General features: G+C 68.5%; 20 protein-coding genes. 3 read left to right on the forward strand and 17 right to left on the reverse strand.

Translation table 11 applies throughout. The features are described 5' to 3' along the window. Nucleotides 1–216: 216 nt before the first annotated feature. From H7F30_RS11265 to H7F30_RS11320, 12 genes are all read right to left on the reverse strand, one after another. Nucleotides 217–849, reverse strand: a complete 633-nt coding sequence (locus H7F30_RS11265; RefSeq protein ID WP_187035164.1) for a DUF2207 domain-containing protein — start codon at nt 847–849, stop codon at nt 217–219. 89 nt (nt 850–938) lie between these two features. Further along, nucleotides 939–2,402 (reverse strand): ribosome biogenesis GTPase Der, encoded by a 1,464-nt coding sequence (gene der, locus H7F30_RS11270; protein WP_047311586.1) that lies wholly within the window; start codon nt 2,400–2,402, stop codon nt 939–941. 127 nt (nt 2,403–2,529) lie between these two features. Beyond that, nucleotides 2,530–3,081 carry a 1-acyl-sn-glycerol-3-phosphate acyltransferase gene (locus H7F30_RS11275; protein ID WP_255464792.1) on the reverse strand — a complete coding sequence of 184 codons (552 nt, stop codon included), beginning with the start codon at nt 3,079–3,081 and terminating at the stop codon, nt 2,530–2,532. 136 nt (nt 3,082–3,217) lie between these two features. Further along, entirely contained in the window at nt 3,218–3,913 is a 696-nt protein-coding gene (gene cmk / locus H7F30_RS11280) for a (d)CMP kinase (protein ID WP_047311585.1), read from the reverse strand. Between the two features lie 9 nt (nt 3,914–3,922). Then, a complete protein-coding gene (locus H7F30_RS11285) occupies nt 3,923–5,050 on the reverse strand; it encodes a prephenate dehydrogenase (protein WP_187035166.1) in 1,128 nt (375 codons plus the stop codon). Next, a complete protein-coding gene (locus H7F30_RS11290; protein WP_047311583.1) occupies nt 5,047–5,961 on the reverse strand; it encodes a pseudouridine synthase in 915 nt (304 codons plus the stop codon). The genes H7F30_RS11285 and H7F30_RS11290 overlap by 4 nt, the downstream gene beginning before the upstream one ends. Beyond that, the gene (scpB, locus tag H7F30_RS11295) at nt 5,958–6,578 is read right to left on the reverse strand and encodes an SMC-Scp complex subunit ScpB (RefSeq protein WP_129663869.1); all 621 of its coding nucleotides are present in this window, start codon (nt 6,576–6,578) and stop codon (nt 5,958–5,960) included. Before scpB ends, H7F30_RS11290 begins: the two co-directional genes overlap by 4 nt. Before the next feature lies 1 nt (nt 6,579). After that, nucleotides 6,580–7,491 (reverse strand): ScpA family protein, encoded by a 912-nt coding sequence (locus H7F30_RS11300; protein WP_187035168.1) that lies wholly within the window; start codon nt 7,489–7,491, stop codon nt 6,580–6,582. Between the two features lie 11 nt (nt 7,492–7,502). Continuing rightward, nucleotides 7,503–8,366, reverse strand: coding sequence for a ParA family protein (locus H7F30_RS11305; RefSeq protein WP_222617801.1), 864 nt, complete (start codon nt 8,364–8,366; stop codon nt 7,503–7,505). A 148-nt stretch (nt 8,367–8,514) separates the two neighbouring features. Further along, nucleotides 8,515–9,444: a site-specific tyrosine recombinase XerD gene (gene xerD / locus H7F30_RS11310; protein ID WP_129663667.1), complete on the reverse strand. Its 930-nt coding sequence runs from the start codon at nt 9,442–9,444 to the stop codon at nt 8,515–8,517. A gap of 17 nt (nt 9,445–9,461) precedes the next feature. After that, nucleotides 9,462–10,808, reverse strand: a complete 1,347-nt coding sequence (gene hisS / locus H7F30_RS11315; protein WP_187035170.1) for a histidine--tRNA ligase — start codon at nt 10,806–10,808, stop codon at nt 9,462–9,464. Continuing rightward, entirely contained in the window at nt 10,805–11,512 is a 708-nt protein-coding gene (locus H7F30_RS11320; RefSeq protein ID WP_187035172.1) for an MBL fold metallo-hydrolase, read from the reverse strand. Before H7F30_RS11320 ends, hisS begins: the two co-directional genes overlap by 4 nt. Before the next feature lie 164 nt (nt 11,513–11,676). Between H7F30_RS11320 and H7F30_RS11325 the strand changes: the two genes are divergently transcribed. The 3 genes from H7F30_RS11325 (at nt 11,677) to H7F30_RS11335 (ending at nt 15,086) form a co-directional block, all read left to right on the forward strand. Then, nucleotides 11,677–13,089 carry a DUF349 domain-containing protein gene (locus H7F30_RS11325; RefSeq protein WP_255464794.1) on the forward strand — a complete coding sequence of 471 codons (1,413 nt, stop codon included), beginning with the start codon at nt 11,677–11,679 and terminating at the stop codon, nt 13,087–13,089. 13 nt (nt 13,090–13,102) lie between these two features. Beyond that, entirely contained in the window at nt 13,103–14,440 is a 1,338-nt protein-coding gene (locus tag H7F30_RS11330) for a M18 family aminopeptidase (RefSeq protein ID WP_187035174.1), read from the forward strand. A 364-nt stretch (nt 14,441–14,804) separates the two neighbouring features. Next, nucleotides 14,805–15,086, forward strand: a complete 282-nt coding sequence (locus H7F30_RS11335; protein ID WP_255464795.1) for a GNAT family N-acetyltransferase — start codon at nt 14,805–14,807, stop codon at nt 15,084–15,086. 32 nt (nt 15,087–15,118) lie between these two features. Here the strand turns inward: H7F30_RS11335 and H7F30_RS11340 are convergent, their stop codons facing one another. From H7F30_RS11340 to yajC, 5 genes are read right to left on the reverse strand one after another with little or no spacing between them, the layout of a single operon-like run. Continuing rightward, the gene (locus H7F30_RS11340; RefSeq protein ID WP_187035177.1) at nt 15,119–17,467 is read right to left on the reverse strand and encodes a bifunctional (p)ppGpp synthetase/guanosine-3',5'-bis(diphosphate) 3'-pyrophosphohydrolase; all 2,349 of its coding nucleotides are present in this window, start codon (nt 17,465–17,467) and stop codon (nt 15,119–15,121) included. A gap of 26 nt (nt 17,468–17,493) precedes the next feature. Beyond that, entirely contained in the window at nt 17,494–18,033 is a 540-nt protein-coding gene (locus H7F30_RS11345) for an adenine phosphoribosyltransferase (protein ID WP_187035179.1), read from the reverse strand. After that, nucleotides 18,033–19,169, reverse strand: coding sequence for a protein translocase subunit SecF (gene secF / locus H7F30_RS11350; RefSeq protein ID WP_187035181.1), 1,137 nt, complete (start codon nt 19,167–19,169; stop codon nt 18,033–18,035). Before secF ends, H7F30_RS11345 begins: the two co-directional genes overlap by 1 nt. Next, nucleotides 19,169–20,998 carry a protein translocase subunit SecD gene (gene secD / locus H7F30_RS11355; protein WP_187035183.1) on the reverse strand — a complete coding sequence of 610 codons (1,830 nt, stop codon included), beginning with the start codon at nt 20,996–20,998 and terminating at the stop codon, nt 19,169–19,171. Before secD ends, secF begins: the two co-directional genes overlap by 1 nt. Further along, nucleotides 20,995–21,351 carry a preprotein translocase subunit YajC gene (gene yajC, locus H7F30_RS11360; protein ID WP_047311570.1) on the reverse strand — a complete coding sequence of 119 codons (357 nt, stop codon included), beginning with the start codon at nt 21,349–21,351 and terminating at the stop codon, nt 20,995–20,997. Before yajC ends, secD begins: the two co-directional genes overlap by 4 nt. Nucleotides 21,352–21,400 lie beyond the last annotated feature (49 nt).

Below are 21,400 nucleotides of genomic sequence, written 5' to 3' on the forward strand. Positions count from 1 at the left end.
CGATCTCCGGAAAACTTCGCGCCGTAGTTTCGCGCCACGGCGAGCACATACAAGATCGTCAAGCGAGAAACCGCCCGATGACGCAGCAGCCATGCCGACGAGCATCGGGTTGCGGTGCATCTCGGCGAGCATCTGCCCAGCCGCGGACGTCGGACGTCCCGTCTGGGCGGTGTCGAGTTCCTTGGACCACGCACCGACGAGTTCGAACGCCACCGCCTAGGCGAGGTAGCCGCCCACGAAGCCCTCGCTCTGATCGTTCGCGAGCTGCTTGCTTTCGACCTTCGCGAGGTAGTGCTTGAACGACGCCGCCTCCCGCTTGAGACGCTCGCCGTCGGAGCTCAGCCATGACCCCCGGCGCCCCAGCATCCCGCGGAACGCCGGATTGCGGGTTGCGACGCCGTGGGCCACCATCTCGTCGCCCAGCACCGTCGCCACCTCCTCGACATGCCCCTGGAGGCGGTGCTTGAGCGGCGACGGAGACACGTACTGACGCGGCACGGCGTCACCGGGCGTCTGCGTCAGGCCGGGCCGGAAGAGGGCATCCATGAGCAGTTCCTCAGCGCGGCTCGCGGTGTCGCCGCGGGGCGGCAGTTGCGTCGCAGAGACGAGTGCCCAGTCTTTACCCTCCTGCTCGATGGCGAGCCAACCGCGCAGTGACAGGTCGATCAGCATGGCGCTCACCCCGCGCGTGCCGAGCTTGCCGTCGAGCAGCGCTCCGACGTAGGGGGCACGAAGCCCCCGTGGCGGGTCGAAACGCACCACCTGCGCCTCCCGATGGACATCCGGCACACCCGAGGCCGTCTGGTTGGCGTCCTGCGACGGCTGGTCCTTGTGCGAGCGGCTGAACATGGCGACCCCGTTTGAGTGTGTGCTGGCTCGCCATAGGCGACGGCCGCCGTCTCGAACAGAGACGGCGGCCGGTCGTGGCCACAGCTGGATCAGCGCTGCTTGCGCTTCTCGCGCACGCGCACCGAGATCTCGATGGGCGTGCCGTCGAAACCGAACTCCTCGCGCAGGCGACGCTCGATGAAGCGGCGGTAGCCGGCCTCGATGAAGCCGCTCGCGAAGATGACAAAGCGCGGCGGACGCGTCGAGGCCTGCGTCGCGAACAGGATGCGCGGCTGCTTACCACCACGCACCGGGTGCGGGTGGGCCGCCACGACCTCGCCGAGGAACGCGTTGAGACGGCCCGTCGGGATGCGCTGGTCCCACGAGTCGAGAGCTACCTCGAGCGCCGGGACGAGACGGTCCGTGTGACGCCCCGTGGCGGCGGAGATGTTGACGCGCGGCGCCCACGGCACCTGCACGAGCTCGCGCTCGATCTCCTTCTCCAGGTAGTAGCGGCGCTCCTCGTCGAGCAGATCCCACTTGTTGTACGCGACGACGAGGGCGCGGCCTGCGTCGATGACCTGCTGGACGACACGGACGTCCTGCTCGGCGATGCTCTGCTCCGCGTCGATGAGGACGACGGCGACCTCCGCCTTCTCCAACGCCGTCTGCGTGCGCAGGGACGCGTAGAAGTCGGCGCCGCGGGTCTGGTGAACGCGTCGGCGGATACCGGCGGTGTCGACGAAGCGCCACGTCTTGTCACCGAGTTCGATGTATTCGTCGACCGGGTCACGCGTCGTGCCCGCGACGTTGTCGACAACGACACGCTCGGAGCCGGCGAGCTTGTTGAGCAGCGACGACTTGCCGACGTTCGGGCGCCCGAGCAGCGCGACGCGACGGGGGCCGCCGCGCGGGTAGGCGCCGGCGACGGCCGACTTGTCCGGAAGCTCGTTGATGATGGCGTCGAGGGCGTCACCCGTGCCGCGCCCGTGAAGGGCCGAGACCGGGTAGGGCTCGCCGAGACCGAGCGACCACAGCATCGCGGCGTCCGCCTCGGTGCGGTTGTCGTCGACCTTGTTGGCCACGAGCACGACCGGCTTCTTCGAGCGGCGCAGCAGCTTGACGACGGCCTCGTCGGTGTCGGTGGCACCGACGGTGGCGTCGACGACGAACATCACGGCGTCGGCGAGTTCGACAGCCACCTCGGCCTGCTCGGCGACACGCAGGTGAATGCCCGTGGCGTCGACCTCCCATCCGCCGGTGTCGACGAGCGTGAAGCGGCGCCCGACCCACTCTGCGTCATAGGCCACACGGTCACGCGTCACACCCGGAACGTCCTCGACGACGGCCTCACGGCGGCCGAGGATGCGGTTGACGAGAGTCGACTTGCCGACGTTGGGGCGTCCGACGACGGCAACAACAGGGCGCAGGTCGGCCTCACTGAAGCCCTCGTCGTCACCGCCCTCGCCGCTGAGGAGGGCGCGGTCCTCGTCGCTGAGGTCGAAGTCCTCGAGCCCGACCCGGAGGGCCTGCTCGACGGACTCGTCGCCTGGGAAGTTCTGCTCGTCGCTCACGCGTCATACCTTCGAATGTCGGAAAGTTCTGCGCGGTTCGCTCGTCGATCGGAGTCTGATCCGTGTCGCGCCGCGCCATGACGCCGAACGGGCGTCAGACACCATTCTCGCGCACTTGGGCGAAAAGTCAGATTCGGGCAGCGCGCACGTGCTCCGCGAGGCGCATACGCAGCGCCTCGGTGGCCACGGCAACACGCTCGCGACCGGTGACGGCAGCGACCTCGGGCACGCCTGCGAGGTCGAACGGTTCGCCGAACGTCACCGACAGGCGTGAACGCACGCGCGGCAACGCACCCTTCGAGCGACCCGCCGTTCCCGACAAGGCAACCGGAACGACGACCGCCTTCGTTCCCAGCGCAAGGAACGCGGCTCCCTGCTGGGCGCTCGCCACCCCGCCACTGCCGCGCGTTCCTTCGGGGAACACGCCGACGACCCCGCCTGCGCGCAGGACCTCCCGTGCGCTGGTGAGCGCCTCACGGTCGGCGCTGCGCTGCGTGATCGGGATCTGCCCGACGCCGCGCAGGAGCCAACCGACCGGCCCGACGAAGTACGCACGCTTGACGAGGAAGTGCACCGGTCGCGGGGACGTGATGAACCCCAGCGGCCCGTCGATGAAGCCGACGTGGTTCGCGACGAGAATGACCGGCCCACGCGAAGGCACGTGCGCTTGACCCGTCACCCGTGCGCGGTACAGGAGCCGCAGCAGCCCGACGCCCAGACGTTGGCCTACTCGTACGCCTCGATCAGCATCCACGGGACGCGGCAGCCGAGAGGCCAGCCGCTCGTCCAGGTGTTGCGCAGCGCTGCGCAGACGCTCAGGCGGTTGCACGCTCGACGAGGGTCAGCACAGCTTCGACGGACTGCTGGAACGTCAGTTCGCTCGTGTCGAGGGTGACGACACCGTCAGCGGCGGTCATGAACTGGGAAACGGTCGAGTCTGCCTTGTCGCGGTCGACGATCTGGGCGCGCGTTGCGGCGATCATCGACTCGTCGGCACCACCGTGCACCTCCTTGGAGCGACGAGCCAGGCGGGCTTCCTCGCTCGCCACCATGAGGATTCGCACCTCCGCGTCCGGCGCGACGACCGTGGTGATGTCGCGGCCCTCGGCCACCACTCCCCCTTGGTCGGCGGCGATCTGCGCCATGAGCTCGCGCTGACGCTGCTGCAGCTTGGGGCGCACCGCGAGGTTCGTCGCGACCTTGGAGACCACCTCGGCGATGCGCGTGGTGCGGATGTCGGAATCGATGGGGTTTCCGCCCATGGAGATGCTGGGAGCCTTCGGATCGGTACCCATCTCGAGTGGCATCGCGGCGACGGCGTCGGCGACGGCCTCGGTGTCGTCGAGGTCGATGCCCGCGTCGAGGCAGTACCACGTGAGGGCCCGGTACATGGCGCCCGTGTCGAGATAACCGATGCCCAGGTGCGCTGCGACCTTCTTGCTCACGCTCGACTTGCCGGAGCCCGAGGGCCCATCGATGGCGACCCGGAAACCGCTGCTCGTACTCGTCATGCGGGGATTCTAGTGCGTCTCGAGCACATGAACCGACCAGCCCTTGGCCGCCAGGACCTCGCGCAGCACCTCGGCCCGGACCGGCAGCACGTCGATCTCCAGCAGACCTGCGGCGACCGAGGCGTCGTGCTCGAGGCGCAGGTCCTCGACGCTGACGCCGCTCTCCCCGACGACGACGAAGAGTCTCCCGAGAGCGCCCGGCTCGTCAGGGACGACGACGGCAACGGTCGCGTAGGTCGTCGGGGGCGTGCCGTGCTTGCCGGGAATGCGTGCCTGTCCGTCCTGGCCCGCCGCGATCGTGCCTGCGAGCACGGCACGGGGGCCCGGCCCGAGGCCGTCACCCGCCGTAGGCGAGTCTGGCTGCTCGACGGCACGCAATGCGTCGCGCACTGCGGTGAGTTCCTCGATGAAGCGGTCCACGACGGGGCGCACGGCGCGCGCGTTACCCGCGAGGATCTGCGTCCAAAGGAGCGGGTCGCTCGCGGCGATGCGTGTGACGTCACGGACGCCCTGGCCGCTCAGCCCGACAGCGGGTTCCGAGAGCTCGCGCAGTTGCGCCGCGACGAGGCTGGCGGCCAGCTGCGGCACGTGTGAGACGGCCGCGACGGCGGTGTCGTGGTCCTCGGGCGCCATCGTCACGACGCGCGCGCCGACGGACTCCGCGAGCGAGATGACATCACGCACCCGCTCCGCCTCGGCACCGTCGGGGCACACGACCCAGGTGCGGCCCTCGAAGAGGTCGCTGCGCGCGGCGACGGCGCCGCTTCGCTCACGTCCCGCCATCGGGTGCCCAGGAACGTAACGGGCAGCGGCGTCGGCGCCGGCGAGCTCTCGCACCGCGACGACGACGGCGTTCTTCACGCTCGCGACGTCGGTGACCGTGGCTTGCGGCCAGCGTTCGAGTTCGGCCGTAATGACATCGGCCGTGACGTCCGGTGGGGCCGCGACCACGACGACATCGGGCGCTGCATCGTCATCCGACGCGAGACGACCGCCGCCCATGTCGGCGGCCAGAGCCGCGGAAACCGGCGAGGTGTCGGTCAGCGTGACGTCGACACCCCGCACCCGCAGCGCGAGCGCGATCGACGTACCGAGCAGCCCGGCGCCGACGACGCGTACACGCTGCGGAACGCTCACAGCCCGGCGGTCTTGTACAGCGCCGCGACCTCGCGCTTGTTGAGCGGGCGCATCTTGCCCGGGCGAAGGTCGCCGACCTTGACGGGGCCGACCTGGGGGCGCGCGAGGGCGATGACCGGGTGGCCGACGGCCTCGAGCATGCGGCGCACGATGTGGTTGCGGCCCTCGTGGATGACGACCTCGACGAGCGCCATACCCGGCTGGCTGTCGACGACCTTGAACGAGTCGACCTTGACCGGCCCGTCCTCCAGTTCGATGCCTTCACGCAGGCGCTTGCCCAGGTCGCGCGGCACCGGACCCTGGATCGTGGCGAGGTAGACCTTCTCCACGCCGTAGCGCGGGTGCTGCAGACGATTGGCGAGATCGCCGTCGTTCGTCAGCAGGAGAAGGCCCTCGGTGTCCTGATCGAGGCGTCCGACGTGGAAGAGGCGCTCGGTGCGTCCTTCGAGGTACTCCCCCACGGACGGGCGACCCATGTCGTCCTCCATCGTGGAAACGACGCCGGTGGGCTTGTTGAACGCGATGTAGACGAGCGTGTCGTCGAGCTGGATGCGCGCACCGTCGACGTGGATGACCGAGGTCTCGGGGTCGACACGCGTGCCGAGCTCGCTCACGATCTGACCGTCGACCTCGACGCGCCCTTCGGCGATGAGGTTCTCGCAGTGACGGCGCGAGCCGACGCCGGCCTGCGCGAGCACCTTCTGCAGGCGCGTTCCCTCGTCGACGTGCACGTCGCGCTGCGCAGCCTTCTTGGGCTGACGCTCGCGCGGCGGAGCGACCGGCTGGCCGTCCTTCGTCGTGCCGATGCCGAGCACGTCGGCCTCGTAGCGGCTGACCTTGCCGCCGGAGCCGCGGTTGACGCGGGTGCTGCGCTTGTCGCGCGCACCGGGGCGGGGCTTCTTGTTGTTCATCCGTGTCCTTGTTCCACTAGTTCGTCGATGATCGCAGCGTCCGGCAGGTAGGGCGCCAGCGGCGGGAGCTCGTCGAGCGAGCCGATGCCGAGACGCTGCAGGAAGTACGGGGTGGTGCCGTAGAGCGTGGCGCCGCCCTCGGCGTCGGAGCCGACCTCGGTGATGAGGCCGCGCGTGACGAGCGTGCGCGTGACGCCGTCGACGTTGACACCGCGGATCGCGCCCACGCGCGAACGCGAGATCGGCTGGCGATACGCGATGACGGCGAGGGTCTCCAGGGCAGCCTGTGTGAGCTTCGCCTGCTGGTTGCCGAGAAGGAACTTCTCGACGGCGTCGGCGTAGACCGGGCGGGAGTACATCCGCCACGAGCCGTCGACCTCACGCAGGGTGAAGCCGCGCTGCTGGGCGCGGTACTCGACCTCCAGGCCTTCGAGGTTGGCGCGGATCTCGCTCTCGCCCACACCGAACGCGGACGCGAGATCGGGCACCGAGACGGGCTCGTCGACGACCATGAGAACGGCTTCCAACGTCGAGCGCAGACCGCCCGGAAGGTGGTGCACGACAAGGGGTTCGTCACCGTCGCGCGGTGCCGCCCGGTCGGGCTGCTCCTGCGGCATCTCAGTCATCTCCACCTCCGTTCACTCCTTCATTGTCCCAGGGCTCACCGTCGAACTCGTCCGAGACGACGATGCGCGCGTCGGGGGCCGCGCTCCAGCGCACGCTGAGCGGCTCGAGATGGGCCTCCTGCTCGAACGTCACGGCGGATTCCTTGAACAGTTCGAGCACCGCGAGGAAGCGCGCCACGACGACGAGCGTGTTGTCCGCGTCGGCGACGAGCTGCGCGAACGTCAGCTGCTCACTGCGTCGCAGTTTCGACGTGACGATCGTGGCCTGCTCGCGCACGCTCACCTGCACGGCGTGGAGGTGATCCACCGCCACAGTCGGAGGCACCTTCGGCGTTAGTGCCCGCGCCGCGACGACGGCGAGTTGCTCCGGCGTCGCCGTCATGACGAGTTCGGGCAGGAGCCCCGCGAAGCGCTCCTCGAGTCCGGCCTGGCGCGCGACGAGGCGGCCGTGGGTCTGCATCCGCTCGTCGAGGAACGTCGCCATGTCCTTGAACGCCCGGTACTGCAGCAGCCGGGCGAAGAGCAGATCGCGGGCCTCGATGAGTTCGAAGTCGTCCTCGTCGGCGGTGAGGCTCGGCACGAGCCGCGCGGCCTTGATCTCGAGCAGGGTCGCTGCGACGAGGAGGAACTCGCTCGCCTCGGACAGATCCCACTCGTCGCTCGCGGCGCGCGCACGACGAATGTGCGCGATGAACTCGTCGGTGACCTGCGAGAGCGAGATCTCCGTGACGTCGAGACGGTGCTTTGAGATGAGGCCGAGCAGGAGGTCGAACGGGCCGTCGAAGACCTCACCGAGGTGGACGTGGAACGGCGTCGTCGCGGCCCGCCTCGTGAGAACTCCGCCGGGTGTCTCCTGCGTCTCCTGCGCCTCAGGTGCCGACGCGGTCGGCGCCTCGTCGCTCACCGGCGTCTCGGTCAGGGTGCGCCGCCGCGCGAGATGAGCTCACGCGCCAGCTGACGGTAGGACTCGGCCGCACCGTGGTTCGAGGCGTACTGCGTGATCGGCTCCGCGGCGAGCGTGGCGTCGGGGAACTTCACGGTGCGCGAGATGACGGTGTGGAAGACCTGGTCACCGAAGTGGTCGACGACCGAGCGCACGACGTCGCGGCTGTGGAGCGTGCGTCCGTCGTACATCGTGGCCAGGATGCCGTCGATCTCGAGACGCGGGTTGAGTCGATCCTGAACCTTCTCGATCGTCTCGACGAGCAGGGCCACTCCGCGCATCGCGAAGAACTCGGCCTCGAGCGGAATGATGACGCCGTGCGAGGCGGTGAGCGCATTGACGGTGAGCAGTCCGAGCGACGGCTGGCAGTCGATGAGGATGACGTCGTACTCGTCCTCGACGGCGCGCAGCACGCGAGCGAGAACCATCTCGCGGGCCACCTCGCCGACGAGCTGCACCTCGGCGGCCGACAGGTCGATGTTGGCGGGCAGAACGTCGAGGCCCGCCATCCGGGTGTGCTGGATGACGTCGTGAATGTCGTGGTCCTTCTCGACGAGAAGGTTGTAGATCGTCACATCGAGATCGTGTGAGCGCACGCCGAGACCGACCGACAGCGCACCCTGCGGATCGAAGTCGACGAGCAGCACCTTGCGGCCGTACTCGGACAGCGCCGCGCCGAGGTTGATGGTCGACGTCGTCTTGCCGACGCCGCCCTTCTGGTTGCACATCGAGATGATGCGCGCCGGGCCGTGCGAGTCGAGCATCGGAGGCGTCGGAAAGCCGGGCAGGGGTCGACCGGTCGGTCCCCACTGCCCCGTCGCGTCGATTCCGGGCAAACGGTCAAGTTGACCTTGAGGATTCGCCGCCTTGGGCGTGCCGTCGGACGTCACTCGCAAGCCTCCAGTGATAGTTGAACGTTTGGCATCTCGCCAATCTCCTCAAGACTAGCGCGCGGCCTCGCGCCATGCCCAAACGAGCGGCGGATCAGCGGGCACGCGGGTGCGCCGCGGCGAACGTCTCGCGCAGCTGTTGCACCGAGACCATGGTGTAGATCTGCGTTGTCGTGACCGACGCATGCCCGAGCAGTTCCTGCACGACCCGAACGTCGGCGCCGCCCTCGAGCAGATGCGTGGCGAACGAGTGACGCAGGGTGTGCGGCGATATCTCCCCCGTGAGCCCGGCGGTCTCGGCGCTGCGACGAATGACATCGAACACGCTCTGGCGCGTGAGCCGCGAACCGCGCTGGTTGAGGAACACGGCCGGCGTTCCCTTGCCCTTCTGGGCGAAGCTTGGCCGCTCGCGGGTGAGGTACGCGGTGAGGGCATCAGCCGCGTACGAGCCGAGCGGGACGATGCGTTCCTTGCTGCCCTTTCCGAACAGGCGCACCGACTTCGTCGTGAGGTCCACGTCGTCGACGTCGAGGCCGACGAGTTCGCTGACGCGCGCGCCCACACCGTAGAGAACTTCAAGCAGGGCACGATCACGCAGACCGCCGGGGTGGCCCTCTCCCCCCGTGGCCTCAAGAAGCCGCTCGACGTCGCTGACGGGAATAGCCTTCGGCAGCTTGCGCGCCGGCGTGGGTGGTGCGACGTCGGCCGCCGCGTCGTCGCTGCCCGTCTCCAGCGACGTGAAGGTGTGGAAGCCGCGCACGGCCACGAGGGTGCGGGCAGCCGAACTCGCAGCCAGCGGCTTGTGCTCCGCATCCCCCTCACGCAGGTGACGAAGGAAGGCCTCGACGTGCTTCTCCTCGATGCCCTCGGGCGAGTTCACACCGTCGGCGGCGAGGAAGGCGAGGTAACGGGCGACGTCCCGGCGATACGCGGCCAGTGTGTTCGCCGAGACGCCCCGCTCGACCTGGAGGTGGTGCAGCCACGCCGTCGCGGCGTCACGCAGCGCGGCGGGCGCCTCGTTCATGTCGCCTCGTTCGTTCCTCAGCCGGGCAGACGCAGCGTCGGCTGCGCGTCCTCGGCCGGGAGCGTCCACGTGTGGCGATCGGCGTCGCTCTGGTCGCCGGAGCGCAGATCCTTCACCTGATCGGCGTTGGGAACGCCGTCGCTCTCGCCGCCGAGGAACCACACGAAGGGGATGCCGCGACGGTCGGCGAACTGGATCTGTTTGCCGAACTTGGCTGCCTTCGGCGAGACGAGCGTCGGGATGCCACGAGCGCGCAGTGCGGCCGCCACGCGCATGCTCTCGTCACGCGATGCCTCGTCCGTCACGGCGACGAGCACCGCGGTGGGCGTCGGGCGCGTGGCGGCGAGGCCCCGCTCACCGATGAGCTTCGCGAGCAGGCGTGAAACACCGATCGAGAGGCCCACACCCGGGTAGGTCTTCTTGCCGTCGCTGGCGAGCGCGTCGTAGCGGCCACCGGAGCAGATCGAGCCGTACGCCTCGTCACCGACGAGCTGCGTTTCGTAGACCGTGCCGGTGTAGTAGTCGAGACCGCGCGCGATCTTGAGTTCCGCGACGAGCAGACCGGGCGCGTGCTCGGCCGCGGTGTCGATGACGGCCTTGAGCTGCGCCAGCCCCTCGTCGAGAATCTCGTGCTCGACGCCGAGAGCGCGCACCTTCTCGACGAAGCTGGAGTCGCTCGTCGAGATCGCGGCGAGGGCGAGCACCTTGTCGGCGTTCTCGTCGCTGACGCCTTCGGCGACGAGCAGTTCCTTGACCTTCGCCGGTCCGATCTTGTCGAGCTTGTCGACGATGCGCAGCGTGCCGGTGATGTCGTCGATGCCGAGGCCGCGGTAGAAGCCCTCGGGGATCTTGCGGTTGTTCACCTGGATGCGGAAGTCACCGATGGGCAGGCGCTTGAACACGTCGGCGATGACGAGCGGGAGCTCGACCTCGTAGTGGAAGGGCAACTCCCCCGCGTCGACGATGTCGATGTCGGCCTGAACGAACTCGCGGTAGCGCCCCGCCTGCGGGCGCTCGCCGCGCCAGACCGGCTGGATCTGGTAGCGGCGGAACGGGAACGTCAGCTTGCCGGAGTTCTCGAGCACGTACCGGGCGAAGGGCACCGTGAGGTCGAAGTGCAGGCCGAGTCCGGCCTCCTTCGCGTCGCTCTCGTCGGCAGCCAGGCGGGAGACGGCGTAGATCTCCTTGTCCGCGTCACCGCCCTTGCCGACCAGACGCTCGACGGGCTCCACGGCCCGCGTGTTGATCGGCTCGAAGCCGTGGAGCTCGAAGACCTCAGCGATGACGTCGAGCACCATCTGCTCGGCGTAACGCTGTGCGGGAAGCCATTCGAGGAAGCCGGAGATCGGCGTGACCTTGCTCATGAGGTGAGTCCTTGGAGATACGGGTTGGTGGCGCGCTCACGCGCGATCGTGGTGGCCGGGCCGTGCCCGGGAAGAACGAGGGAGGAATCGGGCAGCGGAAGCACCTTGTCGCGCAGGCTGCGCTGCATGGCTTCGGCGCTGCCGCCGATGAGGTCGGTGCGCCCGATCGAGCCGGCGAACAGGACGTCACCGGTGACGACGGTGCTCGTCACCGACGCCGCCGTGGCGTCGTCGAGCCCCTGGGGAACGTCGTCGATCGTGAACATGACCGAACCCTCCGTGTGCCCGGGCGCATGGGTGACGCCGAACGTCAGGCCGGCGAGCTCCAGTGGGGCGCCCTCGTGGATCGAGACGACCTTCTCGGACTCCTGCCACGTGGCGGCCTTGCCGAACGACTGCTCGAGCATGCCGCGAAGCTGCGGGCCGAGCTGGGCGTACGGATCGACGAGGCGGTAGCGGTCGTCCTCGTGGATGTGCGCCGCGATCGTGCCGCCGCACACCGGCGTCACGGAGAAGGTGTGGTCGAGATGGCCGTGCGTGAGCAGTACCGCGGTCGGCTTGAGGTCGAGTTCGGCGAGCACGTGCTCGAGCTGGTCGGTGACGCCGATGCCCGGGTCGACGACCACACACTCGGAGCCGCGCTCACGCGCGACGACGTAGCAGTTCGTGCCCATCGCGGCAGCAGGGAAGGAAACGGTCAGCACCCGCCCAAGCCTACTGGCCGCGGCCAGTAGGCTTGGGCGCGTACCTCAGTGCCGTGAAGTGTGTTGCCCGTCCGGGCGTGACATTGGCCGCATCCCACCTAGACTGATCGGGTTGCTGCCGGGGTGACGCATGACCGATTCCCCGGCTACGTCGAGAAAAAGGCATGAACGTGTCCGAGGACTCCACCACTCCCACCCCGACGCCCGGTTCCATCAAGCCGAGCGCAATGCCGAAGCCCACCGCGGTTCCGGCCGCCGCCGAAGCGTCCGGGACGCCCGCTGCCGCTCCTGCAGCGCCCATCGCCCCCGTTGCCGAGTCCACGTCCAACGCGGCGTCGTTCGGCCGTGTCGGAGAGGACGGCACGGTCTACGTCAAGACCCCGGACGGTGAGAAGGCTGTCGGTTCCTACCCCGGCAAGAGTGAGGACGAGGCGCTCGCCTACTTCGCGCGCAAGTACGACGAACTGCACGCCAGCGCAGCCCTGCTCCTGCAGCGCGTCACGCAGACGGACGTTTCGGCCCACGACGCCACCGAGTCGCTGAAGAACCTGCGCAAGCAGGTCGGCGAGGCGAACGTCGTCGGTGACCTGCCGGCGCTCGACGGCATCGTCGAGGACATCTCGACGGCCCTGCGCGTCAAGGCGCAGGTCGAGGGCGAGCAGCGCGCCGCCGCGAAAGCCGAGGCGCTCAAGCAGCGTGAGGCTCTCGTCGCTGAGGCCGAGCAGATCGCCGCGCAGGACCCGGAGAAGGTGCAGTGGAAGAAGTCCACCACCCGCATGCGTGAGCTCCTCGACGAGTGGAAGACCCACCAGAAGGGCGGCGCGCGCCTCGACCGTGACGTCGAGTCGACGCTCTGGCAGCGCTTCTCCGCGGCCCGCAACGGCTTCGACAAGACGCGACGCGCGCACTTCAGCAAGCTCGACGAACAGCACGGTGCGGCGAAGAAGGAGAAGGAGCGCCTCGTCGCCGAAGCCGAGAAGCTCCAGAACTCCACCGACTGGGGTTCGACGGCGTCCGCGTTCAAGCGCCTCATGGGTGATTGGCGTGCCGCCGGCCGCGCGTCGCGCGCCGACGACGACGCGCTGTGGCAGCGTTTCAAGGCCGCGCAGGACGCGTTCTTCGCGGCCAAGGACGAGGTCGTCGCCGAGGAGAACAAGGAGTTCGAGGCGAACGCCAAGGTCAAGGAGGAGCTGCTGGCCGAAGGTCAGAAGATCCTGCCGGTCAAGGAACTCGGTGCCGCCAAGGCGCAGCTGCGCGCGCTCCAGGAGAAGTGGGACGCCGCGGGCAAGGTGCCGCGCAAGGACATGGACCGGCTCGAGAAGGGCATGCGCCGCATCGAGAACGCCGTGCGTGACGCCGAGCAGGCCCAGTGGAAGAAGTCCGACCCCGAGGTGAGCGCCCGCGCCAACTCGATGGTCGCGCAGTTGGAGTCGGCCATCGCCGATCTGCAGGCCGACGTCGACGCCGCCGAGGCGTCGGGCAACTCCAACAAGGCCAACAAGCTGCGTCAGGAGCTGAACGCGAAGCAGTCCTGGCTCGACCAGGTGCGTTCCACCGCCAGCGAGCTCGACGGCTGAGAGGTGTGATCTGATGTTCGGATCCGGTCGGTTCACGACGGATTCGGCCGCCGAAGGGCTGGTCGCTTACCTGAGCGCCAGCCCTTCGCCGTTCCACGCGGTCGAGTCCACGGTACGTCTGCTCGAGGAGGCGGGCTTCGTCCGTCTCGACGAGGTCGACGTGTGGCCCACGGCGCCAGGGCGCTACGTCACGACGCGGGGCGGTTCGCTCGTCGCGTGGTCGAGCGAGCAGGTTGGTGAAGGCGCCTTCACGAAGGCTTCGGCGGAGGCGGTGCCCGGCTTCCGCATCGTCGGTGCGCACACCGACTCCCCCAACCTGCGCATCAAGCCGCGCCCCGATCACGAGCGCGCCGGATGGCAGATGCTCGGTGTCGAGCCCTACGGCGGCCTGCTGCTCAACTCGTGGCTCGATCGCGACCTCGGCCTTTCGGGGCGCGTCTCCGTTCGCCAGGCCGACGGTTCGGTCGGCACGCGCCTGTTCCGGTGCGACGAGCCGCTGCTGCGCGTCTCCCAGCTCGCCATCCACCTCGACCGTTCCACGAACGACGGGCTGACGCTCAACAAGCAGGCCCACATGGAGCCGCACTGGGCGCTCTCGCAGGTGCCGACGTTCGCCGAGTGGCTCGCCGACCAGGTCGGCGTCGAGCCCCTCGACGTCCTCGCGTGGGACGCGATGACGCACGACACGCAGGCTCCGGCCCGCACGGGGCTGAACCACGAGTTCGTCGCCGGCGCCCGTATGGACAACCTGGCCACGAGCTTCGCAGCGACGACGGCGCTCCTCGACGCGGTGGAGAACCCGGCGGACGAGCCCGTCATCCCCCTCATCGTGCTGTTCGACCACGAGGAAATCGGCTCGATGTCGGAGCGGGGCGCGTTCTCGGCGTACCTGCCCACCGTTCTCGAGCGCATCGTCTCGGCCCTCGGCGGGTCACGCGACGCCCTGCACCGTTCCCTCGCGCGCACCGTCATCGCCTCGGGCGACATGGCGCACGCCACGCACCCCAATTACGCAGACCGTCACGAGCCGGCGCACCACATCGCGATGAACGGCGGCCCGGTGCTCAAGGTGAACACGAACCTGCGCTACGCGACGGACGCCGTCGGGGCAGCGCACTTCGCTGCCGCGTGCCGTCAGGCGGGCGTGCCCATGCAGGAGTTCGTCGTGCGCTCGGACCTGCCGTGCGGCTCGACGGTCGGCCCGATGACGGCGGCCCTCTCCGGTGCGACGACGGTCGACTTCGGCGCCCCCACGCTCTCGATGCACTCCATCCGTGAACTCGTCGGTGCGGCCGACCAGGCGATGTACGCGGCCGCGCTCGCGGCCTTCCTCGCCCCACGAGGTGCGTGAGACGCGGGCTGCTGCTCGACTGACGAGGAAAGTGCAGGTTGTGCGTGATATTTCACGCACAACCTGCACTTTGGTGCATCAGTCATCGAGCGGGCGTAATTCGGTTGCGTCGAATTGGCGCACCGGCGTCAACTGGGACGATGTTTGAGCACCTCGCACTTCGTCCGCTCCAGGTCAGCGACGCAGCCGACATGTCCGAGGTGCTGTCGGATCCTGAGCTCTATCGGTTCACGGGCGGTCATCCCCCAACGACGGGCGAACTGGAACGCCGCTACGCGGTTCCAACCCGAGGTGGCTCCCCGCCGGCCTCGAGATCTGGATCAACGAACTCGTCGTCGTCCGGACTGACAGCGGCGAGCGGCCAGTGGGCTTCGTTCAGGCCACCATCCCTGTCGACACCGGGCCCACAGAGATCGCCTGGGTGATCGGAGTCCCCTGGCAGGGAAACGGTTACGGCCACCGCGCAGCCTCGCTCCTCATGGAGCAGCTTCGAGAACGAGGCATCACCGACGTGATCGCTCACATCCATCCCGACCACACGGCGTCACAGCGGATCGCGCAGCGGCTTGCGATGGAGCCGACCGACATCACGATCGACCGCGAGACCCTGTGGAAGGGCACGACTCCCGAACCAACGCGAGGTTGACTGAAGCCCTCTGCGCGCCCAGGTCGAACGGGTCAGTTCTCCTGTGTCGCTACCCCGTTCTCGTCGGCACTGTCGCCCGGCGCCCCCGGCTGGTCCTTGGCCTTCGCTCCCGTGCCCGTCAGTCGGTAGACGTCGAAGACGCCGCTGACGCGCCGGACGGCACGCATGACGTGGTCGAGGTGGCTCGCATCGCCCATCTCGAACGTGAACTTGCTGACGGCCACGCGGTTGCTCGCCGTCGTGAGGGCCGCCGACAGGATGTTGACGTGCTGGTCGCTCAGGGCGCGTGTGATGTCCGAGAGCAGGCCGTTGCGGTCGAGCGCCTCCACCTGCAGCTGGACGAGGAAGACGCTCGCCTGTCCCGGCGCCCAGGCCACCTTGATGAGGCGCTCCGGTTGACGCTTGAGGTCGTCGATGTTCGTGCAGTCGCTGCGGTGCACCGACACGCCGCGACCCGTCGTCACGAAGCCGACGATGTCGTCGCCCGGCACCGGCATGCAGCAGCGCGCGAGCTTCACCCACACGTCGTCCGTGCCGACGACGGTGACGCCCGGGTCGGCCTTCATCCGCGGGCGGCCGGTGCGCGGCGTCGCCGCCTCCGCCATGTCCTCGGTGGTCGCCTCTTCCCCACCGAGCGCCGACACGAGCGAGCGCACGACCGCCTCCGTGGAGATGTGCCCGTCACCGATCGCGGCGTAGAGCGCGTCGATGTCGGCGTGGTTGAGGCGCGTGGCGACGTCCGTCAGGCTGTCGTGCGACATGAGCCGCTGCAGCGGCAGACCCTGCTTGCGCAGCGTCTTCGCGAGGGCGTCCTTGCCCTTCTCGATGGCCTCCTCGCGACGCTCCTTGCTGAACCACTGCTTGATCTTGCTCTTGGCTCGCGGCGACTTGACGAAGCCGAGCCAGTCGCGGCTCGGACCCGCGCTATCGGCCTTGGACGTGAGCACCTCGACGACGTCACCCGTGGCGAGTGTCGTCTCCAGCGTGGCGAGGCGTCCGTTGACCCGGGCACCGATGCAGTGGTGACCCACCTCGGTGTGCACGGCGTACGCGAAGTCGACGGGCGTCGAACCCGCCGGCAGCGCGATGATGCCGCCCTTGGGTGTGAAGACGTACAGCTCGCGGCTGCCGACCTCGAAGCGCAGCGACTCGAGGAACTCCCCCGGATCTTCCGTGTCGCGCTGCCACTCGAGCAGCTGCCGCAGCCAGGCCATGTCGTTCGTGCCGGCAGCCGGCGACGCAGCCGGGCCGGCGTTCTCGACGCCACGCTTCGCGTCGTCCTTGTACTTCCAGTGCGCCGCGACACCGTACTCGGCGCGACGGTGCATGTCGTACGTGCGGATCTGGATCTCCACCGGCTTGCCGCCGGGGCCCACGACCGTCGTGTGCAACGACTGGTACATGTTGAACTTCGGCATCGCGATGTAGTCCTTGAACCGCCCCTGAATGGGCGTCCATCGCGTGTGCAGGGTGCCGAGCACTGCGTAACAGTCACGTACCGACTCGACGAGCACGCGCACCGCGACGAGGTCGTAGATGTCCTCGAAGTCGCGCCCCCGCACGATCATCTTCTGGTACACGGAGTAGTAGTGCTTCGGGCGTCCGGTGACCTCACCCTTGATGCGCGCCGCGCGCAGATCGCTCGCGACCTGCTCCTTCACGGTGCGCAGGTAGGACTCGCGAGCCGGCGAACGATCGGCCACGAGACGCACGATCTCGTCGTAGATCTGCGGGTACAGCGTCGAGAACGACAGGTCCTCGAGCTCCCACTTGATCGTGTTCATCCCGAGGCGGTGAGCCAGCGGAGCGTAGATCTCGAGCGTCTCGGTGGCTTTGCGCTGGGCCGAGGCCTGCGAGACGTAACGCCACGTGCGCGCGTTGTGCAGACGGTCGGCGAGCTTGATGACGAGCACCCGGATGTCCTGCGCCATCGCGACGACCATCTTGCGCACCGTTTCGGCCTGCGCAGCGTCACCGTAGGTGACCTTGTCGAGCTTCGTCACGCCGTCGACGAGGCGGGCAATCTCGGGGCCGAAATCCTTCGTCAGCTGGTCGAGGGAGTAGTCCGTGTCCTCGACGGTGTCGTGCAGCAGCGCGGCGGCCAGCGTCGGCGGCGTCATGCCGAGTTCGGCAAGGATCGTCGCGACGGCGAGCGGGTGCGTGATGTACGGGTCGCCGCTCTTGCGCACCTGGTGACGGTGGCAGCGCTCCGCGACCTCGTAGGCCCGGACGATCAGCGCGGTGTCGGCCTTGGGGTGGGTCTCGCGAACGGTGCGAAGCAGCGGTTCGAGCACGCGGTTGTTGCTCGGGCGCGGACCGCCGAAGCGCACCAGCCTCTGGCGCACTCGCGACGACGAACTCGAACCGGACTGCTCAACCATGGGCCGATAGTAGTGGCAAACGCCACTCAGCCGACGACGAGGCCCGTGTGAACGGGCCAACGCTCCAGGCGTGCTCGGCCGTCGAGGAAGGCCAGTTCGACCAGGACGTCGAACCCGACGACGCTTCCGCCGACCTTTTCGACGAGCTCGCACGACGCCACAGCCGTGCCACCGGTGGCGAGGACGTCGTCGATGACGAGCACTCGCGCGCCCGGCTTCACGGCGTCGGTGTGCATCTCGATGGTCGCCGAGCCGTACTCGAGGTCGTACGACTGCGCGACGACCTCACCGGGCAGCTTGCCCTTCTTGCGAATCGGGACGAATCCGACGCCCATGCGCTGGGCCAGCGGTGCCCCGATGACGAACCCGCGCGCCTCGACGCCCGCGACGACGTCGACGCCGCCCTCGTGACGCTCCGCGAGGAGATCGAGCACCGAACCGAAGGCCTCGGCGTTGGCGAACAGCGGGGTGATGTCCTTGAACACCACGCCCGGCGTCGGGAAGTCGGCGACGTCCCGAGTGTGCCGGGCGACGAGGCCGGCCACCCGCTGCTGGTAGTCCGTCATCACTCGTCTCGCTGAGCAGCCGGGTGTGCGCCCCGACGACGCATCGTCGCCGAGGCGCCGCTCGTCGCACCGGAGGCAGCCCGGCTCGTGAGGACACCCGAGGAGTCGGCGCCGTGGCCGGCTTCCTCGTCACTGTCACCCGCGGCCCGCTTCTGGTAGGCCTTGGCGCGACGCGCCAGCTCCTGCACGCCCTTCTCACGACGACGCAGGTCGGTGAGCGCCGGCGTCGCGATGAAGATCGAGGAGAACGTACCGACGGCCACACCGATGAACAGGGCGACCGCGATGTCGAGCAGCGTGCTCGGGCCGATGAAGAAGACACCGACGACGAGGATCGCCGCGATCGGCAGGAGGGCCACGACCGAGGTGTTGATCGAACGCACGAGCATCTGGTTGACGGCGTAGTTCGCGGCTTGGTCGAAGCTGCGGCGTCCCGTCGCGAAGGCCTCGGACGCGTTCTCGCGCACCTTGTCGAAGACGACGACGGTGTCGTAGATCGAGTAACCGAGGATCGTGAGGAAGCCGATCATCGTCGCCGGCGTCACCTCGAGACCCGTAAGGGCGTAGATACCGACGGTGAAGAACAGGTCGTGGATGAGGGCGATGAGCGCAGCAGCCGCCATCTTCCACGTGCGGAAGTACAGCGCGAGCACGACCGACACGAAGGCGAGGAAGACGAACAGGGCGACGATGGCCTTGTTCGTCACGCTTTCACCCCAGGAAGGGCCGATGAACGAGGTCTCGGCGCTCGTGGCCGGAACGTCGAACTCCTTGGCCAGGGCGTTCTTGACGGCCTCCGTGGTGGCCGGGGTGCCGTCGCCGAGCTTCTCGGCCTGCACGCGGACCGTGCCCTCACCGAGCTTCGAAACACGCAGGTTCGATTCGGTCTTCGTCACCGACGTGACGGCGTCGGCAGCACGCGTGTCGTAGCTGGCCGTGTTCGAGATACCGGGAACGCGGATCTCGGAGCCACCGGTGAACTCGAGGCCGAAGTTGAGGCCACGACCGAACAGACCGGCTGCGGCGAGGACGAGCAGCACGGCGGTCAGGGCGTACCAGCGCTTGCGCTTGCCGATGAAGTCGAACTGACGACGACCCGTGTAGAGGTCGTTTCCGAACGTTGCGAAGCTGGCCATCAGGCGGTGCCCTCCTGAGCTGCGCGGCGACGGTCGGCCAGCGTCACGCGGCCGCGACCCGCGTACGTGGCGGTGCGCGCACCGAGACGCTCCGGGTCGAGACCCGAGGCCGGGTGGCCGTTACCGAAGAACTTCGTACGGGCGAGAAGTGCTACTACGGGGTGGGTGAACAGCATGACGACCAGGAGGTCGATGAGCGTCGTGAGGCCGAGCGTGAACGCGAAGGCCTTGACCGTGCTCTCCGACAGGACGTACAGCACGGCGGCCGCGAGGAAGTTCACCGCGTCCGAGATGATGATCGTGCGCTTGGCCCGGGCCCAACCGGTGTCGACCGCGGCTCGTAGTGGCCGTCCCGAGCGCACTTCATCTCTCACGCGTTCGAAGTACACGATGAACGAGTCGGCGGTGATACCGATCGCGACGATGAGGCCCGTGACACCCGCCATGGACAGACGGAAGTTGTTGACCGAACCCAGCAGCGTCACGGCGAGGTAGGTCATGGCCGCTGCGACGAGCAGGGACGCGACCGTCACGAGGCCGAGCGCACGGTACTGGAAGAGCGAGTACAGGACGACGAGGCCGAGACCGATGGCGCCGGCGATGATGCCCTTCGTCAGCTGGTCGGAGCCGAGCTCCGGGCTCAGCTGATCGGACGTGAGTTCCTTGAACGACATCGGCAGCGCACCGAACTTGAGGGAGTCAGCGAGCAGCTTGCCGCTCTCGGCTGTGAACCCACCCGTGATCTGGGCCTGGCCCGACGTGAGCGGCTCACGGACGTTCGGGGCCGAGATCGACTGACCGTCGACCGTGATGGCGAAGCGGTTGCGCGGCTCCTGAAGGAGCGCCACTCGGCGCGTCACGTTGGCGAAGGCCGTCTTGCCCTCACCGTTGAGCTTGAGGTCGACGGCGATCTCGCCCGTCTGGTTGCCCTGCTGGTTCGTGGCCATACCGCTGCTCGCGTCCGTGAGATCGGCGCCCTTGACCTCGACCGGTCCGAGCAGCAGCTTCTCGTTGCCCTCCTTCGAACAGACGACAACCGGCTTGTTCGCCGGGATGCTCGCCGCGACCTCCTGGTAGGAGGGCGTGCAGGCATAGACCTGGAGCAGCTGGTTGTACGTCATGTTCGACGAGGCGATGCCGGCCTTGACCCAGGCGGCGTCGACCTTCTGCTCGCCCCACGCGGTGTCGCTCGCGTTCTCCGGGCCGGCCTGCTTGTAGGCCGAGGGCAGAACGTCCTTCGACGAGCCGGAACTCGACGGTGCAGGCGACGACGATCCGCCCGAGGAGCTCGCCGACGGGGAGGCCGACGCCGAAGCCGAGGGCGTCGCCTGGTTCGCGCCGGAGCTCTTGATGACCTCGGGCAGGCGGTAGGGCGACTGTCCCTGCTTCGAGCCCTGGGCCGTCGCGACGACGGCGCGGAAGTCGAGCTGCGAGGAGCGCGACAGGGAGTCGAGCACCTGACGGCTCGGGTTGCCCGGAATCGACACGACGATGTTGCGCGCACCGAGCGTCGTCACCTCGGCCTCGGCGGTGCCGGACGCGTCGACGCGGTTACGGATGATGTCGACGGCCTGCTTGACCTGCGACTCGTTGACGGACGAACCGCCGGTGACGACAGGTTCGAGGACGACCTCACGGCCACCCTCGAGGTCGAGACCGAGCTTCGGCAGCCAGCTGTCCGTTGCCGCGATTCCGCCGATGAGAGCCAGGAACACGATGAGGAGGCCGGCGAGGCTCTTCTTCGGGCTGGACGGCGGAGTCTTCTTCGCCTTCGCGCGGTTCGGGCGGTTCGAGTCGATGTTGTGCGGCGCGCCGGTCGGCGTGCTCATCGTGCGTCGCCCTCGGCGCCTGCGGCGTCGTCGCCCCGGTTCTCGTCCTGGACCCGACCGGAGACCGGGTCGACATTGGCCGGCAGCAGCGCGCGGCGGTCGAAGCGGATCACCGTGCCGGGCGCCACCTCGACCTCACCCGTGGCGTCGTCGAGGCGACGCAGCGTGCCGTACATTCCACTCGTCGTGCAGACCTCGTCGCCCACGCTCAGCGCAGCCTGCGCCCTCTGGGTCGCCTGGGCTCGCTTGCGCTGGCTGAAGAACATCAGCGCAATGAGGAGGAAGGGCAGGAGCAGCAGGAGCATCGAGAAGCCGGAGCCTCCCGACTGCGATGCGGCAACCATGTTCGGCATGAAGGTCCTCACGTAGTTCTCGGGTCTGCCGGGGTCCGCATCCACGTCA

This window comes from Dermacoccus sp. PAMC28757, from assembly GCF_014302635.1.
Taxonomy (GTDB): domain Bacteria; phylum Actinomycetota; class Actinomycetes; order Actinomycetales; family Dermatophilaceae; genus Dermacoccus; species Dermacoccus abyssi.